General features: G+C 52.7%; 20 protein-coding genes. 14 read left to right on the forward strand and 6 right to left on the reverse strand.

What is annotated here, in order from left to right; all coding sequences use genetic code 11:
- Positions 1 to 103: 103 nt before the first annotated feature.
- Together glgP and AC5FXQ_RS21305 are read right to left on the reverse strand one after the other, a co-directional pair.
- Positions 104 to 1,750 (reverse strand): alpha-glucan family phosphorylase, encoded by a 1,647-nt coding sequence (gene glgP / locus AC5FXQ_RS21300; RefSeq protein ID WP_493604431.1) that lies wholly within the window; start codon positions 1,748 to 1,750, stop codon positions 104 to 106.
- A gap of 314 nt (positions 1,751 to 2,064) precedes the next feature.
- Positions 2,065 to 4,806, reverse strand: a complete 2,742-nt coding sequence (locus AC5FXQ_RS21305) for a S8/S53 family peptidase (protein WP_493604432.1) — start codon at positions 4,804 to 4,806, stop codon at positions 2,065 to 2,067.
- A 429-nt stretch (positions 4,807 to 5,235) separates the two neighbouring features.
- Here AC5FXQ_RS21305 and AC5FXQ_RS21310 point away from each other — a divergent pair, with 429 nt between their 5' ends.
- A complete protein-coding gene (locus AC5FXQ_RS21310) occupies positions 5,236 to 5,754 on the forward strand; it encodes a GNAT family N-acetyltransferase (protein WP_493604433.1) in 519 nt (172 codons plus the stop codon).
- 17 nt (positions 5,755 to 5,771) lie between these two features.
- Here AC5FXQ_RS21310 and AC5FXQ_RS21315 read toward each other — a convergent pair whose 3' ends face one another.
- Both AC5FXQ_RS21315 and AC5FXQ_RS21320 read right to left on the reverse strand, forming a co-directional pair.
- Positions 5,772 to 6,635 (reverse strand): pirin family protein, encoded by an 864-nt coding sequence (locus tag AC5FXQ_RS21315; protein WP_493604434.1) that lies wholly within the window; start codon positions 6,633 to 6,635, stop codon positions 5,772 to 5,774.
- 133 nt (positions 6,636 to 6,768) lie between these two features.
- Positions 6,769 to 7,425 carry a response regulator gene (locus tag AC5FXQ_RS21320; protein ID WP_493604435.1) on the reverse strand — a complete coding sequence of 219 codons (657 nt, stop codon included), beginning with the start codon at positions 7,423 to 7,425 and terminating at the stop codon, positions 6,769 to 6,771.
- A gap of 489 nt (positions 7,426 to 7,914) precedes the next feature.
- Here AC5FXQ_RS21320 and AC5FXQ_RS21325 point away from each other — a divergent pair, with 489 nt between their 5' ends.
- On the forward strand, positions 7,915 to 8,262 hold the full coding sequence (locus tag AC5FXQ_RS21325) for an STAS domain-containing protein (RefSeq protein WP_493604436.1): 348 nt from the start codon (positions 7,915 to 7,917) through the stop codon (positions 8,260 to 8,262).
- Positions 8,263 to 8,313: 51 nt separating this feature from the next.
- On the opposite strand, the gene AC5FXQ_RS21330 is transcribed toward AC5FXQ_RS21325, so the two are convergent.
- The gene (locus AC5FXQ_RS21330) at positions 8,314 to 9,180 is read right to left on the reverse strand and encodes a hypothetical protein (RefSeq protein WP_493604437.1); all 867 of its coding nucleotides are present in this window, start codon (positions 9,178 to 9,180) and stop codon (positions 8,314 to 8,316) included.
- Between the two features lie 329 nt (positions 9,181 to 9,509).
- Here AC5FXQ_RS21330 and cphA point away from each other — a divergent pair, with 329 nt between their 5' ends.
- The 11 genes from cphA (at position 9,510) to AC5FXQ_RS21385 (ending at position 18,814) form a co-directional block, all read left to right on the forward strand.
- Complete coding sequence (gene cphA / locus AC5FXQ_RS21335; RefSeq protein ID WP_493604438.1) at positions 9,510 to 12,152, forward strand: cyanophycin synthetase; 2,643 nt, start codon at positions 9,510 to 9,512, stop codon at positions 12,150 to 12,152.
- A 131-nt stretch (positions 12,153 to 12,283) separates the two neighbouring features.
- The gene (locus AC5FXQ_RS21340; RefSeq protein WP_493604439.1) at positions 12,284 to 13,249 is read left to right on the forward strand and encodes an isoaspartyl peptidase/L-asparaginase family protein; all 966 of its coding nucleotides are present in this window, start codon (positions 12,284 to 12,286) and stop codon (positions 13,247 to 13,249) included.
- A gap of 471 nt (positions 13,250 to 13,720) precedes the next feature.
- Entirely contained in the window at positions 13,721 to 14,344 is a 624-nt protein-coding gene (locus AC5FXQ_RS21345) for a hypothetical protein (RefSeq protein WP_493604440.1), read from the forward strand.
- A gap of 7 nt (positions 14,345 to 14,351) precedes the next feature.
- Positions 14,352 to 14,660, forward strand: a complete 309-nt coding sequence (locus tag AC5FXQ_RS21350) for a winged helix-turn-helix domain-containing protein (protein ID WP_493604441.1) — start codon at positions 14,352 to 14,354, stop codon at positions 14,658 to 14,660.
- Between the two features lie 80 nt (positions 14,661 to 14,740).
- Positions 14,741 to 15,079, forward strand: coding sequence for a potassium transporter KefB (locus AC5FXQ_RS21355; RefSeq protein WP_493604442.1), 339 nt, complete (start codon positions 14,741 to 14,743; stop codon positions 15,077 to 15,079).
- Positions 15,080 to 15,136: 57 nt separating this feature from the next.
- Complete coding sequence (locus AC5FXQ_RS21360; protein WP_493604443.1) at positions 15,137 to 16,378, forward strand: hypothetical protein; 1,242 nt, start codon at positions 15,137 to 15,139, stop codon at positions 16,376 to 16,378.
- 42 nt (positions 16,379 to 16,420) lie between these two features.
- The gene (locus AC5FXQ_RS21365; RefSeq protein WP_493604444.1) at positions 16,421 to 16,708 is read left to right on the forward strand and encodes a hypothetical protein; all 288 of its coding nucleotides are present in this window, start codon (positions 16,421 to 16,423) and stop codon (positions 16,706 to 16,708) included.
- A 50-nt stretch (positions 16,709 to 16,758) separates the two neighbouring features.
- Positions 16,759 to 17,049: a hypothetical protein gene (locus AC5FXQ_RS21370; RefSeq protein ID WP_493604445.1), complete on the forward strand. Its 291-nt coding sequence runs from the start codon at positions 16,759 to 16,761 to the stop codon at positions 17,047 to 17,049.
- An 11-nt stretch (positions 17,050 to 17,060) separates the two neighbouring features.
- The gene (locus tag AC5FXQ_RS21375; RefSeq protein ID WP_493604446.1) at positions 17,061 to 17,333 is read left to right on the forward strand and encodes a hypothetical protein; all 273 of its coding nucleotides are present in this window, start codon (positions 17,061 to 17,063) and stop codon (positions 17,331 to 17,333) included.
- Between the two features lie 144 nt (positions 17,334 to 17,477).
- On the forward strand, positions 17,478 to 18,491 hold the full coding sequence (locus AC5FXQ_RS21380) for an NAD(P)/FAD-dependent oxidoreductase (protein ID WP_493604447.1): 1,014 nt from the start codon (positions 17,478 to 17,480) through the stop codon (positions 18,489 to 18,491).
- Positions 18,491 to 18,814, forward strand: coding sequence for a 2Fe-2S iron-sulfur cluster-binding protein (locus tag AC5FXQ_RS21385; RefSeq protein WP_493604448.1), 324 nt, complete (start codon positions 18,491 to 18,493; stop codon positions 18,812 to 18,814). The genes AC5FXQ_RS21380 and AC5FXQ_RS21385 overlap by 1 nt, the downstream gene beginning before the upstream one ends.
- 120 nt (positions 18,815 to 18,934) lie before the next feature.
- On the opposite strand, the gene AC5FXQ_RS21390 is transcribed toward AC5FXQ_RS21385, so the two are convergent.
- Positions 18,935 to 20,116, reverse strand: coding sequence for a Gfo/Idh/MocA family protein (locus AC5FXQ_RS21390; RefSeq protein ID WP_493604449.1), 1,182 nt, complete (start codon positions 20,114 to 20,116; stop codon positions 18,935 to 18,937).
- A 130-nt stretch (positions 20,117 to 20,246) separates the two neighbouring features.
- Here AC5FXQ_RS21390 and AC5FXQ_RS21395 point away from each other — a divergent pair, with 130 nt between their 5' ends.
- On the forward strand, positions 20,247 to 21,074 hold the full coding sequence (locus AC5FXQ_RS21395; RefSeq protein WP_493604450.1) for a pseudouridylate synthase: 828 nt from the start codon (positions 20,247 to 20,249) through the stop codon (positions 21,072 to 21,074).
- The last annotated feature ends 9 nt before the right edge of the window (positions 21,075 to 21,083 follow it).

Consider the following 21,083-nt stretch of genomic DNA (forward strand, 5'->3'; position numbering starts at 1 on the left):
TTCCAATAAATAAAAAGAGCTGCTCTGGTATAGAGCAGCTCTTTTTATTTATTCATCAATAGACTAAAGTCCTTTGTCTAGTACTCCTTAGTCTAAAATTCAATTAGTACATTAATTCGTAATACTGACGCGCCATACGGTCTGAGTCGAAGAAAGGAATCACATCGCGCATGCTTTGTTTGACGATGCCCATCCATTTTCCGCGATCCTTGTAATAAGTCGGGATCACTTCGTTTTCCAGGATGCTCATCAGGTTCTTGTGGTCGATCTCATCCTGCATGGAATCCGGCAGGTTGCTGTCTACTACAGGCAGCACAAAGCTGTTTTCGCCGTGGCGGGCAAACTCTGGCAGCCAGCCATCCAGCACCGAAAGGTTCACGGCACCGTTCATAGCAGCCGTCATACCGCTGGTGCCCGAGGCTTCGCGGGGTCTGCGCGGCGTGTTCAGCCACACATCCGCTCCCTGCTTCAGCTTGCGGGACAAGCCAATCTCGTAGCCTGTCAGCACAGCAAAGTTCTTGCGCTGGTACGACAGATTCACCAGGCTGTTGAATACACTCACGGCTCCCTCATCAAAAGGATAAGGCTTACCGGCCCAGATCACCTGCACGGGCTGGTCTTTCTGCGTGAGCATATCAAAAAACCGCTCAATGTCATGCACCAATAAGTCAGCCCGCTTGTAGGCGGCAAAGCGACGGGCCCATACCACAGTAAGTACATCCTTCCGGAAGAGTTTGCCCGTCTGGTCGGCCACAATCTCGAACAGCTCCTGCTTCATTTCTGCCTTGCGTTGCATCAGGGCCTGGTTATCATCACGCTCCAAAGCCTGGCGCATGGTGCTGTCCATCCAGAAGCGGGCATTCTGGGCATTGGTGATCGCCTTGATCTCGCACACGTTGTCATTTTCATACCACATGTCGCGGGCTACCTGTCCATGTAGTTGCGACACCCCATTGGCCACTTTGGAGATTCGTAGGGCAGCCAGGGTATAATCAAAGAAATTGCCATGCATGCCTGTCATGCGGCGTGCCTCTTCCAGTGAGGTTTTGTTGAAGAAAGACATGTTGTTGAGCAGGTGAATGTCGTGCACCTCGTTGCCGGCTTTTTCGGGGGTATGAGTAGTAAACGCGATGCGCTTCCGCATGTCTTCCGTATTCCCGAATTTCTCGTGCAGGTAAAATGCCAAAGGCAGGGCATGCCCTTCGTTCATATGGTAAATATCGGCACCACCCAGTTCTTCCACCACCTTGGCACCCGCTATACCCAGCACAATGCTTTGGGCTATACGGGTAGAAGGCTCTTTGTCATACAGGTGATACGTGATAGTGCGGGCCAGGTGGTCATTTTCGGGTATGTTGGTAGTCAGGAAATACATGGGCACGGTACCGAACACTTCAGGCCGCAGCACCAGCGCCTTTACTTTCACGGGGTGGCCATTCACCAGCACGGTCACCACGATTCCAGTCTCTTCCAGGTAGGTATAATACTTTTTCTGAAACTGCACCCGCATGGTCTGGTCGTCGTTGCGCACCTGGTCATAATACCCATACTTCCAGAGTATGCCAATCCCGATCATGTTCTGCCGCAGGTCGTGGGCACTGCGCATGTGCGAACCCGCCAGAAAACCCAAACCGCCGGAGTAAGTTTTGAGCGCCTGGTGTATACCGAACTCCATGCTGAAATAGGCCACACGTTTCTGATACTTCTCATTGATCTCGTACGGATGATACCACTTGCTGTATGCTTTCATAAGTTAAATGTTCATGTTTTTAAGGTGTCCTGAGACCCGACTGAAAATTAAAACGAAAGCAGCGAAAGGTGAAATGCAACAAACTCTGAAGGCCTCACCTGTTCAACTGCTTTTATACTATTTTGAGCGTAAGCTACGGTCTTGGTATACTGCTAAAATAATAGCACCTGGTCTCACGCTCAAAAAAGCTTAAGTACAATATACTTATAACCTCACCAAAGTGATTCAGTTTATTTCAGGAGAGCTTATCCAATTCCAACAAAAAAGGCCCTCCCAAATAGGAGAGCCTTTTTAAACTCTTTAGAGCTGAGGTTTTATTTTGTCAACAGCATCTTATTGGAGTATACCTTGCTGCCTGCTTCTACTTTGTATATGTAGGTACCGGCTGGCAGACTGCCGGCTCTGAAGTCGACCTGGTGTTCTCCCGCAGCCTTATTTTCTGATACGAGAGTGCGTACTTTCTTGCCCAAGATGTCATATACCTCTACCAGCACCGGCCCCTCCTGCTCTACGGCATAGCGGATAGTAGTGGCCTCCGTGAAGGGGTTCGGATAGCTTACCAACCTGCCTTCTTCAGAGATCGCCAGATTAGAGCTGCCTCCGGCCGCAAGCGGCTGCTCACCGCTGTTCCAAAGACCATGGGTGCGGGTAATGATCACGGCAAAGTCAGCGCGGGTCACGTCCTGCAAAGGCTTGAAGCTGGCGTGCAGCACTGGCTCCAGATCGTACGGACCCTGTGTCATGGTGAAGAAGGCATTGATCATGTTGAGCTCCAGCGCTACACTCACATAACCTTCCAATCCGGCAGGTATGGCGGCGGCATCCTCTATCGGATAGGTGTTGCCGTTGTACGTTATCGTAGGGGTCTTGCCATTGCGCTCTATGGCGTATGCCTGAAGGCCAAGGGCCTGCACCAGGGAATAAGCCACTTCCGCACGGTTCACTTTGCCGTTCGGGTTGAACTTACCCGGAGCTGCTGCCAGCATAATTCCGTTTTGCACATGCTTCTGATCCCGCAGGGCTGCACCACGAGCGGTTACCGATTCAGCGATCAGGTTGCGCTCTTTCACATCGGTCAGGGTATAGGCACCATTCACGGGCAGGAACTGGCGTATGCCTTCCCCCATCACCAGATAGTCCGCCATGTCGATGCGCTTCAGCAGTTCGTCGGGCTTAAAGCCGCCGCCACTCAGGCCATCAGCCAGGCGGGCGCTCACCGCCATCATGATTGACGCTTCGGCCGGGTGGCCTGCAATATCATTCAGTCCGGAAGTACCGGCTGCGGTCATCATGTTTACGGTTCCGCTGATCTGCTCCGGGAAGGCAGCTCCGTTCAGACCGGAGATGCGCACCGTCCAGGTGCCTGGCTCTGGTGAGGCCACTGCCACACCCCGGTCATAGCTCAGCGCAAACAGCACTGGAATACCGGAGCGCGTCTCGGCACCGGATGGGGAAATCAAAGAGAGATTCACCGGATTGCCTGTTTCACCCAGTACACCTGTTGTCCTGATCTTGGCTTCGATGGCGGTTGTACCTTCCGCTACGTTAAAGGTATAGTCGTTTGTGGCGGTGGTCGCGGGGTTATAATCTATGGTGAAGTTTTCACTCACGTTGTTTGCGTTCACACTGCTGCGGAACGTGCGGGTCATGTTGAGCGTGGAGCCGTAAGGTGCCGAGGTGCGGTAGGCTCTGTCTACGGCGGCATAGGCATTCACATAGCCGGCTCCTACCTCCCATTTTTCTTTATTAGGTATGTTGGTGGCGGTTTGCTGCAGAATCTCCTTCACCTGGTAAGGCGTCAGGGTTGGGTTAGCTTCCAGCAGCAGGGCCACTATACCTGCCACATGCGGGGCAGCCATAGAGGTACCGCTCATATGGGTATAATAGGGCACGTGGGCAGGATCCAGTTCCTGCACGTCTTTGTCAATGGAAAGCGAAGAAACAGGTGCAATTACACGAGCTGCAATAATGTCCACACCCGGTGAGGTCACTGTCGGGCGATCCTCCCAGGTGTAGGTCTTGCCATCGAGGTTGAAAGAGCCTCCTTTATTCTTAATACCGCGGGATGAGAAGTCCGCCAGTCGACCGGACTTGTCGCCAGCCGCCACTGCGATAACCCAGGGAGCCTTTTTATACTGTCCGGTGATCGTGCCGGAGCCGGGTCCGGAGTTACCAGCCGAGAACACCACCACGATGTTGCGGTCCACGCAGCGCTTCGTAGCCAGAGTAATCGGGTCGGCCGGGTTCACCTCCGTGCCTGTGTCGCTGGTAGTTCCAAAAGAGTTGGTGATCACGCGGATGTTGTAGCGGGCCTGGTTGGTGATAGCATAGTCAAAGCCGGAGAGCACGTCGAGCAGCAAGAGCGCTGCGCCAGAGCCGTAACCGATCAGGTCAGCGCCTGGCGCCACCCCTTCATACAGTCCCTGCGAGGCCTGTCCGGTGCCGCCTACTATACCTGCCACGTGCGTTCCATGGCCACCTGTAGCGTCTGTGTTTGGCACGTTCTCCAGGATCAGGTAAGGCAGCAGCGAGGACACGGCGTTGAGGTTAGTGGCAGCTGTAACGTTTTGCTTCAGGTTGCGGCCGAACTGCAGGTCAGGATGCGTACCGTCCACACCGCTGTCGTTCACCACAATGCCAATGCCTTTGCCGGTTAGCGGCAGTCCGCCGTTTCGGCTCATAAAAACCGGCTCGGTGCGCAGCTTATCCACTCCGGTCAGGGCGGTGCCGGAGTTGTTTTCATATTGCAGTGATTCGTTCAGGTAGAGCGAGAGCACGCGGGGACTTTTGGAGAGGAGTTCTACCTGCATACCTGTAGCCAGCACGCCGGCAATGGGAAGAGACTTGAGTGTCAGGCCTTTGGTGATACCTGCCTGCGTCAGTACGGACAGGTCGAGCAATGTGGGGGCGCTTTCACCTTTGAAAGTTACAACCACCTGCACCAACCTGGTTTTATCGGTGATGGCATCACGGAGCTTGCTATCCATGTAGGCCTGTGCAAAAACGTTGCTTACTGCCAACAGGCTGAGCGCAACAACTGCTAAGAGTTTTCTCATAAATTAAGAATTAGTTAAACGTGTTACATAAGGTGTTTTAAGGTAAACAGACTGCCATACCTAAGGGAATGGCAGTAGGGTGGAGAAAGCATTATGGTTAATTAAGGTGTCGTTATAAGAAGTGTAATACGGGGCGTTGTCACAGAAAAATAACATTATAAAAACAAGGTATAGCACCTAAAACAGATAATATCAAGATAATAAGCTTTTTAAACCCTGTGTTATACCTTCAAATCGTCATATCACAAATCGTGTTATAACACTAGTCTGTAAACTCATCAGACACCTCATAAAAGGAGCATTTAATGTCCAGGGGTGTTGTAGCCTGTCCAAAAAATCGGTTGTGAGGGTAAGGGCTTTTGTGCCCTGATTTGTCTAATTTGCTAATTTGCAGTCGCTGCAAGCCGCAGCTTACTCCTTATACCCGTTATGATACAGTTTATACCTTATTCCGCACTTACACCCGACTTGCTGCGGACATTAAATGAATGCATAGAAATAGAGTTTGGCCATGTGCCCTTTGTTCAGCAGCGCAGCTGGGCCACACCGGACTGGGTGGTGCTATGGGAAGCAGATGGCGAGGTGGCCACTTTCTGCAACATTGTGGAGCGGGAAATTCTGGTAGACGGCCAGCGCCGGAAGGCAGCAGGAATCAACAATGTGATCACCCCTGCGGCACACCGGGGCATGGGCTATGCCAGTCGGGTACTGCGTGAAGCAAATCCCTTTCTGTTCCAGAAACTGCATGCCGATATGGGTCTTTTGCTCTGCGCCGATGCCCTGGTGCCTTTCTATGAGCGATTAGGATGGTATAAAGTAGATTGCCGGCTAGTTTATGATCAGCCGGCCGGCCGGGAGGAATACGACTCGAATGTAATGCTGCTCAGCCCAGAGCATACCAACCGACTGGCTCTTGCGCACATTGACCTGCAGGGCCTTCCCTGGTAGACGTCTGCTGCCTGCTGTTACTCGAACAGTATTCCCATTTTACCCATCTGGTAGTCGCGCATGGCCTGCATGACCTCCGTCTGGTTATTCATCACAAAAGGTCCGTGCATGGCCAGTGGCTCTTCCAGTGGTTTTCCTGCCAGCAGCAGCAGGCGGGTCTCCTGGTGGGCGGTGATGGTACAGGCCTCGCCATCTTTGTTCAGGAGCGCCAGGTGCAGACCATCTATCAGGCCGTAGCCTTCGAGCATCACCTGTCCGTCTAGCAGGTATAGCATGGCATTGAAATCAGCAGGTATAGGTATAGCACATTGCCCACCGGCCTGCAGGGTGAGGCGGAGCGCCATCACGGGGCCTGGAGTTTTTACAAGGCCTCTTGTGCCTTTGTAATCTCCTGCCACCACGGCTATCTGCACACGCTCTTCACTGATCTTCGGGGTGTCTTCAGCTTGCAAGGCATAGTAGGCAGGCTGTTCCATTTTGAGGGCTGCCGGGGTGTTCACCCACAGCTGCACGATCTCCTGCACGCCACCCTGCTCCTGCATTTCACGGGGAGGGCGCTCACTGTGCACAATGCCACGGCCGGCATTCATCCACTGGGTGCCACCGGCATACACCACACTGTCGTTGCCACGGGAGTCGCGGTGGTGCACGCCCCCCCGGTACACAAAGGTGACCGGCGAAAAACCGCGATGCGGATGCGGGTCCACGCCTAGCTTATAGGGGTAGTCTGACTGCGGGATACTGGTAGTGTGATGATGCAGCAGCAGAAATGGATCGTGCTGCTCTACCTGACTGGTGGGCAGTGGCTGCCGGAGCGGCAGGCCACCCATGTCAACTTCCTCTGCATAAAGTAGTCGTGCGACACTTCGGTTCTGATACATTGGCGCTGTCGGACTATGGTTTCATCTCAAGATACGAAAAAACCAGCGTCATGGAGCCCTACCAGGACCACAAACCTTTAGCCGGGGATGTTATACCTGCCTTTCAGAAGCGCCAGCGCTACCTTTTAGCCTGTCAGGAGATCAGGCCGCGCTGCAGGGCGTATTTAATAAGTGCAGCCGTGTTTCGGGCCTTGGTCTTCTCAAGTAGATTTTGCCGATGGGTTTCGACGGTGCGCTTGCTCGTAAACAGCTTTTCAGATATCTCGGCATTGGTATAGCCCTCTCCGATCAGTGCCAGTACTTCCAATTCCCGCTTAGACAGCTCACGATACGCCTCTCCACTCCCGTTCGAGTGCTGTAGCTCATCTGGCAGTAGCTTCACCTTGCGAAGCAGTTCCAGCGTCACATCCGGGCTGATGTAGCGACAGCCTTGCGCAATCAGCTGCAGGGCACAATAAAGCTCGTCTTTGCCTGCATTTTTGAGGATGTAGCCTGAAGCGCCAAGCTCCATCATGCGGCTCACATATTTCTCGTGGCTGAGCATGGAGAGCACCACCACCTTCAGTTCAGGATATGTTTTGAAAATATGGACAGCCGTATCAAAACCGTCCATACCTGGCATACTGATGTCCATCAGTACAATATCTGCGTCAACTTCAGGCAATAGATCCAGCAGTTCACTGCCGCTGGCAGCTTCACCTACCACCTGTACAGCCGTGTGGTCCTGCAGCAAAGCTTTCAGGCCGTCACGCACTATTTTGTGATCATCGGTGATTATAAGGTTTATCATTTTCTAGTTTTGAATCAGAGGCTAAAATCTACCTCTTTGTCCGGCATATTCAGAGCTCATGATCGTAGCACAAAAACTCAGGAGCGATGTAAAGAAGAAAAAATGGATAGCATCCGGTCCTAAGGCGATTTAATCTGCCATTCCTACCTGCCAACAATTTTCACAATAAATAACTGAATGTACAATCGCACCTCTCGCACATTTAACTTAATTTTGAAGCATTAGTAAAAATTCAGTATTTCCTGCATCACCGTATACGTATTTACAACGGAACTAACCGAAATTTGACAACAAGTAGGTTTCCGATTACTATGTATGCCCTGGCAGGAGCTTTTTAATTCGTATTTCAGAGGTGTTGGCTGCGGAAGTCGGACAGCCCGGGAAACGATTTTGCGTATGAGAGCCAATAACACTAACCGATCACCTTTTTGCGGAACGTCAGGAATCGGTAAATTTGGAGATTGGTCAACAGAAGGAAAACAACGATAGATGAAAACTTTTAGCGTTACGACAGATGCAATTGGCAAGGGAGCATTGCTTCGATTTAAGGGAGAGCTTGACGCCAGTTCATCAGTTTACGCCGACAATGCCCTGGAGGAGACGATTGCTGCTTCGTCAGGTTTTGTGCTGATCGATTGCAGCGAACTGACTTATATCTCCTCTGCCGGCCTAGGTGTTCTGCTGGCTGCTTTTCAGGCCTGCAACCTGAAGGAGATGGACCTGGTCATGGTGAACATGCAGCCTAAGATCCGGAACGTATTTGAGATCCTGGGGCTCGACCGCCTGATCAAATCAGCGGATACTGTGGAAGAAGCACGGCAGATGATTGCCAAGTAAATAAAAAAGGGACTGCTTTGTGCAGTCCCTTTTTCTTTGAACATTTTCTGGTTATCTGTCCCATTCACTGCCGAAGTTTTGGTCGGACTGGCCCCGGCGACGCTGCTCGCGGCGGGAGTAGTCGTAGTCAGAACTGCTGTAGCCCTCTGAGCTGCCATAACCCCCTGCGTTACCCATGGAGCTGGTTCTGCCCTGGATGCCCTGTCCGGAGTCGCGCTGCGATCCGCTGCGCGATCTGTAGCCCGCATTGCCGGTGTCACCGTAGGGACCGCCGCTCCACGGCCCTGCCCCACTGCCGAAATAGCCGCCACCCATAGAGCCGGAACCACCACTACCGTAGTCTGAGCCGCGCGGGAAGCCCATGGAGCTACGCCCGTAGCCTCCTGAAGACTCGCCGTAACCGGAAGATCTGCCGTAGTCACGCTGTGAACTGCCGTAGCCCGAGCGCTCGGACGCACCGTACTCCCCTCCGCTGGAACCAGCTCCGTATGGGGACCCGCTGCGACCGTAGCTGCTGCCCTGCGAAGAAGATCCGTAGTCAGACATGCGGCCACTGTAACCACTACTGCTGGCGCTTTGGCCGGAGCGGTTGGTGCTGCCCTCTGAGCGCTGTGGGCTATACCTGCCCATTTGGGACTGCCCGTAGCGGCTACCCTGGTCCTGGTTACGGGAAGCACCCGAACTATAAGCTGATGTGCGGTACCCGCCACGGTCAAATTCTCCTGAATAAGGATGATGCGTACTGCCTTGCTGCTGCCTCTGCCCGCGATCGTCCTCATCTCCGGCTATACGCTCCCAGGCATGGCTGATTTTGTCCCCAATCCGGTTGAAAAAGCCTCCTTCATCGTGTTGAGAGCGGTCGCGGTCATGAGAGCGATAGCTTCCCCTACCGTAATCATCCTGATAATCTCTTGCCATAGCTGAATATTTTATATAATTATAGAACTTATTGAATATGCATTTAGACAAAACACGCACTTATTAAACGATTTACGTGGAGCGGGGTTTTACATTAACAGGCTCAAAACAGCCATTTACTCAAAAGACGTACAAATACGGAAACCGAGCCGGTACAAAACGCTTCTTGCTACGCTAAAGCTGTTCTAACTACTCATTTTTAGCAAAATCAGCCTTCATTTGCAGCCCTGGTGTTCTCCCAAAGTCCGCTTAATCCGTACTAATCTTATGCATAGCCCTTGTGGCCCGCGACCTGTTGACACAGGCTCAAACCTGAAGTGTGAAAGCAAATGAAAATACTTGAACTGAGGATCATGCGTGGACCTAACTACTGGTCTATCAAACATCCCAAAATAATTGTCCTGAAGCTAGACCTGGAAGGTCTGCAGGATGTGCTTACAAATGAGGTACCGCAGTTCCCGGAGCGGTTAGAAAAGTTATTCCCGGGCATGTATGAGCATCGCTCATCCAAGGGTACACCCGGTGGTTTTTTCAGGCTTGTGCGCGAAGGCACCACATTCAGCAAGGTGGTGCAGCATATTGCCCTCGAGCTACAGACGCTGGCCGGCATGCACAGTGGCTATGGCCGCCGCTATGCCGGTCCCGGACCCGGGGTGGACTACGTCGTCTTCTCTTACCAGCAGGAGCGTGCCGGGGAATACGCGGCCCATGCCGCAGTGCGCATTACCGAACTGATGGCCAAAGGCAAAAAGCCCAGCATTGTGCAGGACATTGCCAGGTTGCACCAGATACGGGAAGACGAGTACTTTGGCCCAAGCACCGAGGCTATTGTGTCGGAGGCTGTGAGCCGTGGTATACCTTATATCAACAACCAGCGCAGCGGACTTATACAACTCGGGTATGGCATACACCAGAAGCACATACAGGCTGCCATGACCTCCCGCACCTCCTGCTTCGGGGTGGAAAACTCCGGAAACAAAAATGCCACCAAGCTGATCCTGGAAGAAGCGGGTGTACCGGTGCCGCAAGGCCATATTGTGGATGATGCCGACGAACTGGAAGAGGCTGTGGAAGAACTGGGCTACCCTGTGGTCGTGAAACCGCTGGACGGCAACCAGGGAAAGGGTGCCTCCATCAACATCAACACCTGGAAAGAAGCGCAGCGGGCACTGACCGAAGCACAGCGCTATTCTAAAAAGGTGATGGTAGAGCAGTACATCACAGGCGACGACTACCGCCTGCTGGTGATCAATGGCAAGTTCACAGCCGCCGCCAAACGCACGCCGGCCATGGTCACCGGCAACGGCATCTCGACCATACAGCAACTGGTGAAAGAGGTCAACAAGGATCCCCGACGAGGTATAGGCCATGAAAAGGCGCTCACGCACATCAAAATAGACAAGCATACGCGCAGCCTGCTCAAAGAAAAAGGGCTGACGCTGCAATCTGTATTGCCGGAGGGCGAAGTGCTATACCTGAAAAGCACAGCCAACCTCAGCACCGGTGGCACAGCCACCGATGTAACGGACCTGGTGCACCCCTACAATGTGCTCATGGCGGAGCGCATCGCCGGCATCATCGGGCTCGACGTCTGTGGCATCGATGTGATGACGACCGACATTGCCATCCCGCTGCCTGAAACAAAAGGCGCCGTGATCGAGGTGAACGCCGCTCCCGGGCTGCGCATGCACATCTCCCCTACCGATGGCCTGCCCCGCAACGTGGCAGAGCCGATCATCAACATGCTATTTCCGCACGGCACCCCGACGCGTATACCCATTGTGGCCGTTACGGGCACCAACGGCAAAACCACCACCACCCGCCTGGTGGCCCACATGCTCAAGTTCAAAGGCTACCAGGTTGGCTATACCACCACCGACGGCATCTACATACAGGACAACAAGATCATCAAAGGTGATACCACAGGGTCCTACAGCAGTGAGTTTGTGCTCAAAGATCCTACCGTGAACTACGCTGTGCTGGAGTGTGCCCGGGGCGGCATGCTGCGCTCCGGCCTGGCTTTCCGGCAGTGCGACATCGGCATCGTCACCAACGTGTCGGCTGACCACCTGGGGCTGGGTGATATCAATACCGTAGAGGAAATGGCAGAAGTAAAAGCCGTGATCCCCCGCACCGTATGCCAGAATGGCTATGCCGTGCTCAATGCGGACGATGACCTGGTTTTTGAAATGGCGACGGGGCTTTCCTGCAAAGTGGCTTTCTTTAGCCTCGACGAAAACAACCCGCGCATCCTGCAGCACATCAGCAAAGGCGGACTGGCGGCCGTGCTTGAAAACGGGTATATCTCTATCTTCAAGAATACTTACAAGATCCGGGTAGACCGGGTGGCGGACATTCCGCTGACCTTTGGGGGACGTGCCCGTTTTAACATCCACAATGTGCTGGCGGCAACCCTGACCGGGTATATCAACCACTTTGAGATTGCTGAGATCAGAACGGCACTGCGCACCTTTATCCCTTCCGCAGAAACCACGCCGGGCCGCATGAACCTGTTCAAACTCCCGCGCTACGAAGTGCTCATCGACTATGCCCACAACATTGCCAGCATGGAAGCCATCGCCGACTTCATCGACAATGTGCAGGCAACCTACAAAATTGGTATAGTGGCCGGTGTAGGCGATCGCCAGGAAGAAGATACTATAGAAATAGGCAGGATAGCAGCTGAAACTTTTGACGAGATCATCATCCGGCAAGACAAAGACCTGCGCGGCAGAACCGGAGACGAGATCAACAGCCTGATCAAGCAGGGCATAATGTCTGCGAAACCGAATATGAAAGTGACGGAGATAAACCAAGAGACCCAGGCACTTGCCCATGCCCTGGAATATGCACCCGAGGGTGCCTTTATTGCCCTGTTCTCAGAGGATATACCGGAGTCGATCAAGCTGGTGGAGAGTTTCCGCATCATCGATCACCGTCGTATTTCCTCTCTGGAGCAGGATTCATTTTAATGCAGGGTCTCTCCTCCGGCGGCTGCCCCTGAACCAGGTGGCGGCCGCTGCATTATTGGCTATACCTTGTCATAACCAGGAACAAATCGTCCCGTACTATCAGGGGCTTAATTAAACGGAAACAAACAACGATGAAAAAATTTGCGATTGCGATACACGGAGGTGCAGAATCTGTAAAGCCCGGCGAGCTGGACAAGGAAAAGGAAGAAGCATACAGACAAGGTCTGGCAGATGCGCTTAAAGAAGGGTACGAAGTGCTGGAAAAAGGCGGCAGTGCCCTGGATGCAGTAGAAGCGGCTGTCAACAGCATGGAACGTAACGTTTTGTTCAATGCCGGACGGGGCGCTAGTCTGACGCAGCGGGGGGAGACGGAGTTTGACGCCGCCATAATGGATGGTAATACGCTTCGGGTGGGCGCTGTGGGCGGTGTGCGCTATGTGCAGCACCCTATTAGCCTGGCTAAGGTGATTCTGCAAAAGTGTGACCACTGCCTGCTGGTAGGTACCGGCGCCGAGGAGTTTGCCCTTGCCAATAACCTGCCGCTCAAAGGTCCGGAGTACTTTGTAACCCCTGAAAAAAGAGAGTCCTGGCTTGACAAGCAGCAGGAAAAGGCTGAGAAGAAAGGAATGCCCGGCTCTATGACAGATACAGTGGGCGCTGTTGCCCTGGACATGAACGGCAACCTGGCCGCTGCGACCTCAACCGGTGGCCTGACAGACCAGATGAAAGGCCGTGTTGGGGATACACCCATTATCGGCGGGGGTACGTTAGCCACCAACGAGGTATGCGCCGTGAGTTGCACTGGCGAAGGCGAAGTGATCATGCGTGGTGTGCTCGCGCATGAGGTATACGCGCTGATGAAGTATGCCGGTAACTCCTTACAGTCGGCCACTGACAAAGCCATCCAGTTGCATGCCGACAAACTGAAAGGTGACAGAGGCATCCTGTCAATGGACACTGCCGGCAAAGTGGCCTTTGGCTTTAACACTGGTTTTATGAAGCGGGCCTACTGTGCAGCAGACGAAGAACCTTTTGTCGCTTTGTGGGAGTCCGAAAAACTGAAGAAGCCTGCCAAACTAAAGGAAATGGAAAAATAATACGTCGGAAAAATGCTGTACCTGCCAGGCATTGGCTGTATACCTGGGTATGCAGCCAATGCCTTTTACTTTCGGGAAAGGTATAGCTGATTCTAATTATATTATCCGAATTTAAATAGAGAGCCCTTGCGGGTCTCTAGACCCGTGCGAACCAAAGGCCCAAGCCGTTTGTTGACCGCTCTTTCGGACTTCTAAGTCCGAAAGCATTTCTGCAGGGGACATCCTTGTCCCCGTATACCTGCAAAACCTATACACGGGGATTAGGAAATCCCCTACAGTTTACTCCGGGATTTTTAAATCCCGAAGAGCATTAAGAGCTACAGGCTAGTAGTTATTCATCCTAAAACCTGAATACCCTGGACCAGGTTGAGGACTGATCCCATACACTTTCTAAATTCTTAAAAATTATTTAGCCCCTGAGCTTGACTTTACGTAAACCCGTATTAACTTTGAAACTCAAAGTACTTTACAATGAATCAGCAGCAAGACCAGTTAGAAGCCCTGCACGAGATCCGCAACATCATGGATCGCTCTTCCCGCTTTATCTCCCTGAGCGGATTGTCCGGCGTATTTGCAGGCTTGTCGGCGCTTGCCGGTGCGGCGGTGGTCAAGTGGTATTTGACGCAGCACAACATCAATTACTTTAGTGACCTGGCCAGCAACTTCAGTCGTGACAACATCCTGTTTGTGCTGGCAGTAGGGGCTGCTGTGATTATACTTGCCTTCGGTACCGCCACCTACTTTACGGCGCGCAATGCCCGCAAGAAAAACCAGCGCACCTGGGACAACCAGTCGAAGCGTCTGCTGGTGAACCTGGCTATACCTTTGGCTGCCGGCGGTGTGTTTTGCGCCGTTCTGCTCTACCATGGCATTCTATACCTGGTAGCGCCTGCCATGCTGGTTTTTTATGGCCTGGCCCTGCTCAATGGCAGCAAGTATACCTTGGGTGATATTCGCTACCTGGGCATCATCGAAATCATCATTGGCCTGATTGCCAGTGTGTTTGTAAACTATGGCCTGATGCTCTGGACGCTGGGATTCGGTATACTGCACATTGTATATGGCGCGCTGGTGTACTTTAAATACGAACGCTAGCAGACCTGTGAAAGAGTATCTTGAAAATATAAACAAGGCCTTCGAAAGCAGGGCGCGGCTGGGCATTATGTCGGTGCTGATGGTGGACGACAAGGTGGACTTCAACACCCTGAAAGAAACCCTGCAACTGACTGACGGCAACCTGGCCAGTCACCTGCGGGCGCTGGAAGAGGCGAAGTACCTGCGTGTGGAAAAGCAGTTTGTGGGCCGCAAACCCAACACCACCTACCATGCGACGGATGATGGCCGTGAAGCTTTCAAAAGCCACCTGGATGCGCTGGAGCAACTGATTTTGAACAACAGGCAAAGCGATTAATTTTTTTTGTCGCTTTACTTTGAAACTCAAAGTACTTTAATGATTAATAAAATAGATTCATAACCTTAACTCAGATTAAAATGGTACAGCAACATGATTATCAAAACCAGCGATGGCAACCTGCTGCGGCAGCCAGGCGGGCACTGACAGGCGCCGCGATCGGATTAGCCTTGATCACACTTTTTCTCGCGGGTGTCAATTCGCCTGACCCGGCATGGGGCAAGCTATGGATGCTCCGGCCACTGCTGATCGTACCCATGTCTGGTGCACTCGGAGGCTTGATCAACTACCTCTTGCTGCAGTATCACCACCGGTTAGGGATACACAAAGCCATTGCAGTGGTACTCAGTGTTCTGATTTTTGTAGTAGGTCTGTGGCTTGGCTCTGTGCTGGGTCTGGCAGGTACGCTGTGGCACTAAGAGGCAGTTCACTAACCCGCTAAGATAATTATCAAACTAACCTGAAAGTATAGACCCATGAAAGAGCAAATACTATCGCACCTTGATGACCCCGGGCAGTTGGAGAAACTGTACCGGTCAGACAAGGCAGGCTTCAAGCAGGAGTTCAGCAGCATTTACCCGCAGCTCAGCGGCACTGCGCTGGCTGACTTCTGGCACGCAAGGCTGCATTATGAAGCAGAGGATGTTTTCTGGCGCTTCAACCGGGAGTTTCTGTTTGTGGTGATCGCCGCTTTGGTGGCAGGTATACTCGTCAAGCTACCCGCCATCTTCCCGATCAGCGAGGCATTCTACTACCCGCGCAACCTCAGCTTCTTTGTGCTGCCGCCCCTGATGGCTTACTTCGCCTGGAAAAATCGAATACCTGAATACAGGGTAGGCATTATCGCTGGCATCACGGCCGTTTGCCTGGTTTACATCAATGCACTGCCGGACAACCAGAGCGATACCCTGCTGCTGGCCTGCATTCACCTGCCCCTGCTGCTGTGGGTACTGTTGGGGGTGTCCTATGCTGGCGACGAGCTCCACCTGGCCGACAAGCGCCTCAGCTACCTGCGCTTCAACGGCGACCTGGCCGTGATGTCGGCACTGCTGGTCATAGCAGGCGGTATGATGACAGGTATCACGATCGGCTTGTTCGCCCTTATCGGGCTAAGGATCGAGGAGTTTTACTTTGAGTACATCGTCGCCTTCGGGTTGCCGGCTGTACCGATCGTGGCCGCATACCTGACGCAAAATAACCCGCAGCTTGTCAACAAGGTGTCACCGGTTATTGCCCGGATCTTCAGTCCGCTGGTGCTGGTGATGCTCGTGATTTACCTGGGGGCCATCATCTACTCGGGTAAGGACCCCTATAATGACCGGGAATTCCTGCTGCTATTCAACGTGCTCCTGATCGGGGTGATGGCACTGATCTTCTTTTCGGTAGCCGAAAGCTCCAACCGGGCAGGCGCTTTATCAGCGGTGTGGGTGCTGCTCCTGCTCTCGGTCGTGACGGTGATCGTGAATGGCATTGCCTTGTCGGCTATTTCGTTCCGCATCTCGGAGTGGGGCATCACGCCCAACAGAGTGGCTGTGCTGGGCGGCAATGTGCTCATGCTGGTGCACCTGCTCATCGTGACGGTCATGCTGTTCAAAGCAGCCACCCGAAAGGCAGCTATCACCGAAGTGGGACGTTCCATTGTGCTCTACATTCCGGTATATTTTATCTGGACCGTCATCGTCGTTTTCCTTTTCCCGATCATGTTCGGGTTTGAGTAAGCAGCAGAAAAATTTACTTTATCATAAAATCAAAAACACATCATGGAAAAAACATTGCAAATCGGGAGTGCAGTCAGCTGGCTGTTTGGCTTCCTCTTTCTGGCTATCGGATTCATCAATACGTTTTGGGGGAATGATGCCGGCTATGGCCTTTTTATCATCATCCTGTCACTCGTCTACTTCCCTCCCATGACTGCTATTCTGCAAGAGACGACAGGCTTTTCTGTGCCGTTGGCAGCCAAGATCATCCTGGGCCTCTTCATCCTGTGGTCTGCACTCGGTGTGGCCGAACTGCCTGAAAAGATCGACCTGATGCTGCTGGACTTTTAACACGCCTGGAATTCGAAAAACAAATCATTTACATCATAAACAAAACAGATATGGTAACGCAAAACAAAAGATTAATCGGCATTGTACTCGGAGTAGCAATGCTGTTGTGCATCCCGCTTATAGCGATGCAGTTCACCAGCGAAGTAGACTGGGATCTGCGTGACTTTGTGATCATGGGCATCCTGCTGCTCAGCACCGGACTCGCGACAGAACTGGTCATCCGAAAAGTGAAAAGCACTGAATCACGGCTCGTCATCATCGGGATCATTCTGCTGGTTTTCTTCCTTATTTGGGCTGAGCTGGCTGTTGGCATCTTTGGAACTCCATTTGCGGGAAGCTAAACAGCAGTATCATGAAAGCGCATAACCTGACATTTCCCCTGCTTGGGTGGTTTTTCGGCAGTGTAGTAGCAGTAGTAGGTATACTGAACCTGGTGCTGGTACACCCTGTGCCGGGCATTGCCTACCTGCTCATTTCGCTTGTTTATTTTCCGCCAGCCAATGTATACCTGAAGCGGCATTTGGGTTTCTCCATTCCGGTGTTGCTCAAAGTGGTGCTGGCTATCTTGCTGTTCATGTTCACGTTAGGCGTGAGCGACCTGGGCGATATGATCGACAAATTGTAATCAGATCATAAAACATGTGAAATGGGGGTGGTTAGCAGCACGTGCTGTTGACCATCCCCATTTTATAGCAGAAATTACTATGGATGCTTAACACATGGCCGTATCTTTACGGTAGAAAATTGATTGATCAAAAAACAATTTTAAATGGACAGAATAACAACTGATATATGCATTGTGGGGGCAGGACCAGTGGGCCTGTTTGCTGTGTTTGAAGCCGGCTTGCTCAAAATGCGCTGCCATGTGGTGGACGCCCTGCCCGTGGTAGGTGGCCAGCTGGCCGAGATATACCCTAAAAAACCGATTTACGACATACCTGGCTTCCCGTCGATCCTGGCAGGAGAGTTGGTAGACAACCTGATGAAGCAGATCGAGCCCTTCCACCCGACCTTCACCCTTGGTGAGCGTGTGGAGGAACTGGACAAGCAGGAAGACGGTACGTTCATTGTGCGCACCTCCGAAGGCACCGAAATTGCCTGCAAGGTAGTGGCCATCGCAGGCGGACTTGGTTCCTTTGAGCCACGCAAACCGGCCATCGAAAGCCTGGAGAGCTTTGAGGGCAAAGGCGTGACTTACATGGTGCGCGACCCGGAACTGTTCCGCAGCAAGAAAGTGGTGCTGGCCGGCGGCGGTGACTCCGCCCTGGATTGGGCCATTTACCTGGCCGGTGTAGCTGAAGAGCTGACGCTGGTACACCGTGGCTCTACCTTCAGAGGAGCGCCGGAGTCGGCGGAGAAAGTGCTAACCCTGGCCGAAGAAGGGCAGATCAAGTTGCTGCTCAAGTCGAACGTGACCGATGTGCAGGGTAATGGTAAAGTAGACGCTGTGACTGTGCTGATTGACAACCAGACCGAGCACCAAATCGAAACCGATTACTTCATTCCGCTTTTCGGACTGGTGCCAAAGCTGGGGCCGCTGGAGAACTGGGGACTGGAGCTGGAGAAGGGGGCCATTGTGGTGAATACCTTCGACTACTCCACCAACATACCGGGCGTATACGCTATCGGCGACATCAACACCTACCCGGGCAAGCTTAAGCTGATCCTGTGCGGTTTCCACGAGTCTGCCTTAATGGCCCAGAGCGCCTACAACATCATTTACCCGGACAAGAAGTTCGTGCTGAAGTACACGACCGTAAACGGCATACAGGAGCTGAGCTAATGGAGGAGCTGATCAACATACACGTGGAGCTACCCGACGGTAGCCGTGTGACGCTGGAGGCACCGACTGACATGGGCCTTTCGGTGATGGAAGTGATGAAAGCCAATGAGCTGGACGTGCCGGCCATTTGCGGCGGTATGGCCATCTGCGCCACCTGCCACGTGGAGGTACTGCAGAGCGGTGAGTTGCCCGAACCAGGCGACGACGAAGCCTACATGCTCGAAACACTGCCACACGCCACCGCTACCAGCCGCCTTTCGTGCCAGCTGCGCGTGAATCCTGACCTTAATGGACTGGTGGTGCGCCTGATGCCGGAAGCTTAATCGCTATACCTTATAACTGGAAATTTGGAAAGCCATACCTGCACAGGGTATGGCTTTTTTGTTTGGGGCAGGCCTTGTTGTGATATGGATTTCGGCTGCACGAATACCGTTCTTTTAATTTTAATACCTGATCTCTACCCGCTTGCCTCCTGCATCGGCTGATTCATAAATCGCCATGAGCACACGCATGTCGCGCAGGCCCATTTCGCCAGGCACGATCGAGGACTGGTTTTTCATAAAGCTTTGTGCCTGTCCGTCCATTTGCCGCACCTGCTCATAAATGTTGGGCAGGTCCATTTTGCCTTCATGGGTCTCCCCTTTTTTGCCTTCGTAGGCATAGGCAGGGCTTAGCCGCCACCATCCTTTCTCGGCTTTGGCACTCAGCACATTTTCATTATCGGCATAACTGGTGTTACACTCCGCTTTTACACCGTCTTCAAATTCCATCTGCCAGCTGATGGACTGCTCTACACTGTGAAAGTAGTTCGGCTTTGTCACCTTACCATACCTGGCGGTAACAGCTATCGGCGGCTTGCCCATGGTATAAATCGCTCCCTGTACGCAATAGATGCCGAGGTCCATGAGCGATCCGCCGCCTGCCAGCTCTTTGTTCAGTCGCCAGACATCCAGGCTGCCGTCGGTCATGTCGGAGCTGTTGCGGGCCTCGATCTGCTTTACCTTGCCGTATACCTGCTTCTGACCCAGTTCCATCACCCGCTGGTGAAATGGCTCGAAGTGCAGGCGGTAGCCAATGGCCAGCTGTACACCATTCTCGCGGCAGGCGTCAATCATGCGCTGCGCATCTTCCACAGTGGTGGCCATGGGTTTCTCGCAGATCACATGTTTTTTGGCTCTGGCCGCCCGGATGGTATACTCCGCATGCAGGGCGTTCGGCAGCACCACATACACAATGTCGATGTCTTTGTTGTTGGCTATCTGGTCGAAGGTGTCGTAGGAGTAGATGTTTTTGTCAGGTATGTTGTATTTCTTTTTCCAGGCCTCTGCCTTGGAGGGTGTGCCGGTTACGATGCCTGCCAGGTAGCAATGTTCCGTTTCCTGCAAGGCCGGCGCCAGTTCGTTGGTACTGTACTGCCCCAGCCCCACCAGGGCGATGCCCATTTTCTTTTTCTGCTGTGATCCTGCCTGAGAAGCTCCAAGTTCGTAGGGAAGACTGCTACCGTACTCTCTGGCACTATGCGCAAGAAGTGGCATACCCAGCAGCAGGGCACCACCCAGGGTAAAGCTTACGCCTTTCAGAAACTTGCGTCGATCGGTATGTGTGTGGTATTGGTTTGTTTTCATGCGTATGTCAGATTGAGGATATTAAAAAAACGCGGCACCAGGGTTTATGTTTCGGGTTGTTGTCATCCACCTTGTCAGCACTTTATATATTACTACCTTTGTCGCCCTAATAGATTATATAATAGTTCTTTTGTCAAATACCCTCACCAGACCCCTGCTCATACCTCTCGGCGAAGCTGCAGCAGCCTATTCCCTGCCCGAGAGATTCACGTACCCTTTCCGGTATACGCCGCATGCCCTTGCTCTACTGGCCTCAGAAAAACTACAACAGCATCTCGCACAGCAGCAAGATTGGGAGCACAACTTTGGCTTAGAACCGGGACAGGAAGGGGCCGTCATCGGGAAAATGTTTGGCGTGCTGGTTGTCAGGACGGCACAGGGCGAACTGGGCTTTCTGGCAGCCTTTTCGGGGAAACTGGCTGGCGGTTTTCACCACCCTTCCTTCGTGCCGCCCATATTCGATTCGCTCACGGAAGGCAGCTTTCTCAATACCGGCATGCGCGAACTCACCCGCATCAACCAGGAAATAAGCACACTTCAGGAGCAAAGCACCACCGAAAGCAAAACCCGAATCGATGCGCTGCAAAAACTACGCAAAAGCAATTCGGTTAACCTGCAGGCAAGGCTTTTTGATCAGTACCATTTTTTGAATCAGGCCGGCGAAGCAAAAAGCCTGCGCGATATTTTCCGGCAGAGAGCCAACGGTAATCCACCAGCCGGTGCCGGTGAATGCGCCGCACCAAAGCTATTGCAGTTTGCCTTTCAGAACGACCTGAAACCATTGGCCATGGCAGAGTTCTGGTGGGGGCTTTCACCTAAATCAGCCTACTGGCAACACGGCCACTTCTACCCTGCCTGTCGCGAGAAGTGCGAACCTATTCTGGACCACATGCTACAAGGTATAGCCCTGGACGAACAGCCGGAAGAACAAAGCAAGCGGTCAGTTTTTACAGCATAGGTCAAGCCC

Source organism: Pontibacter sp. LHS1 (assembly GCF_058932855.1).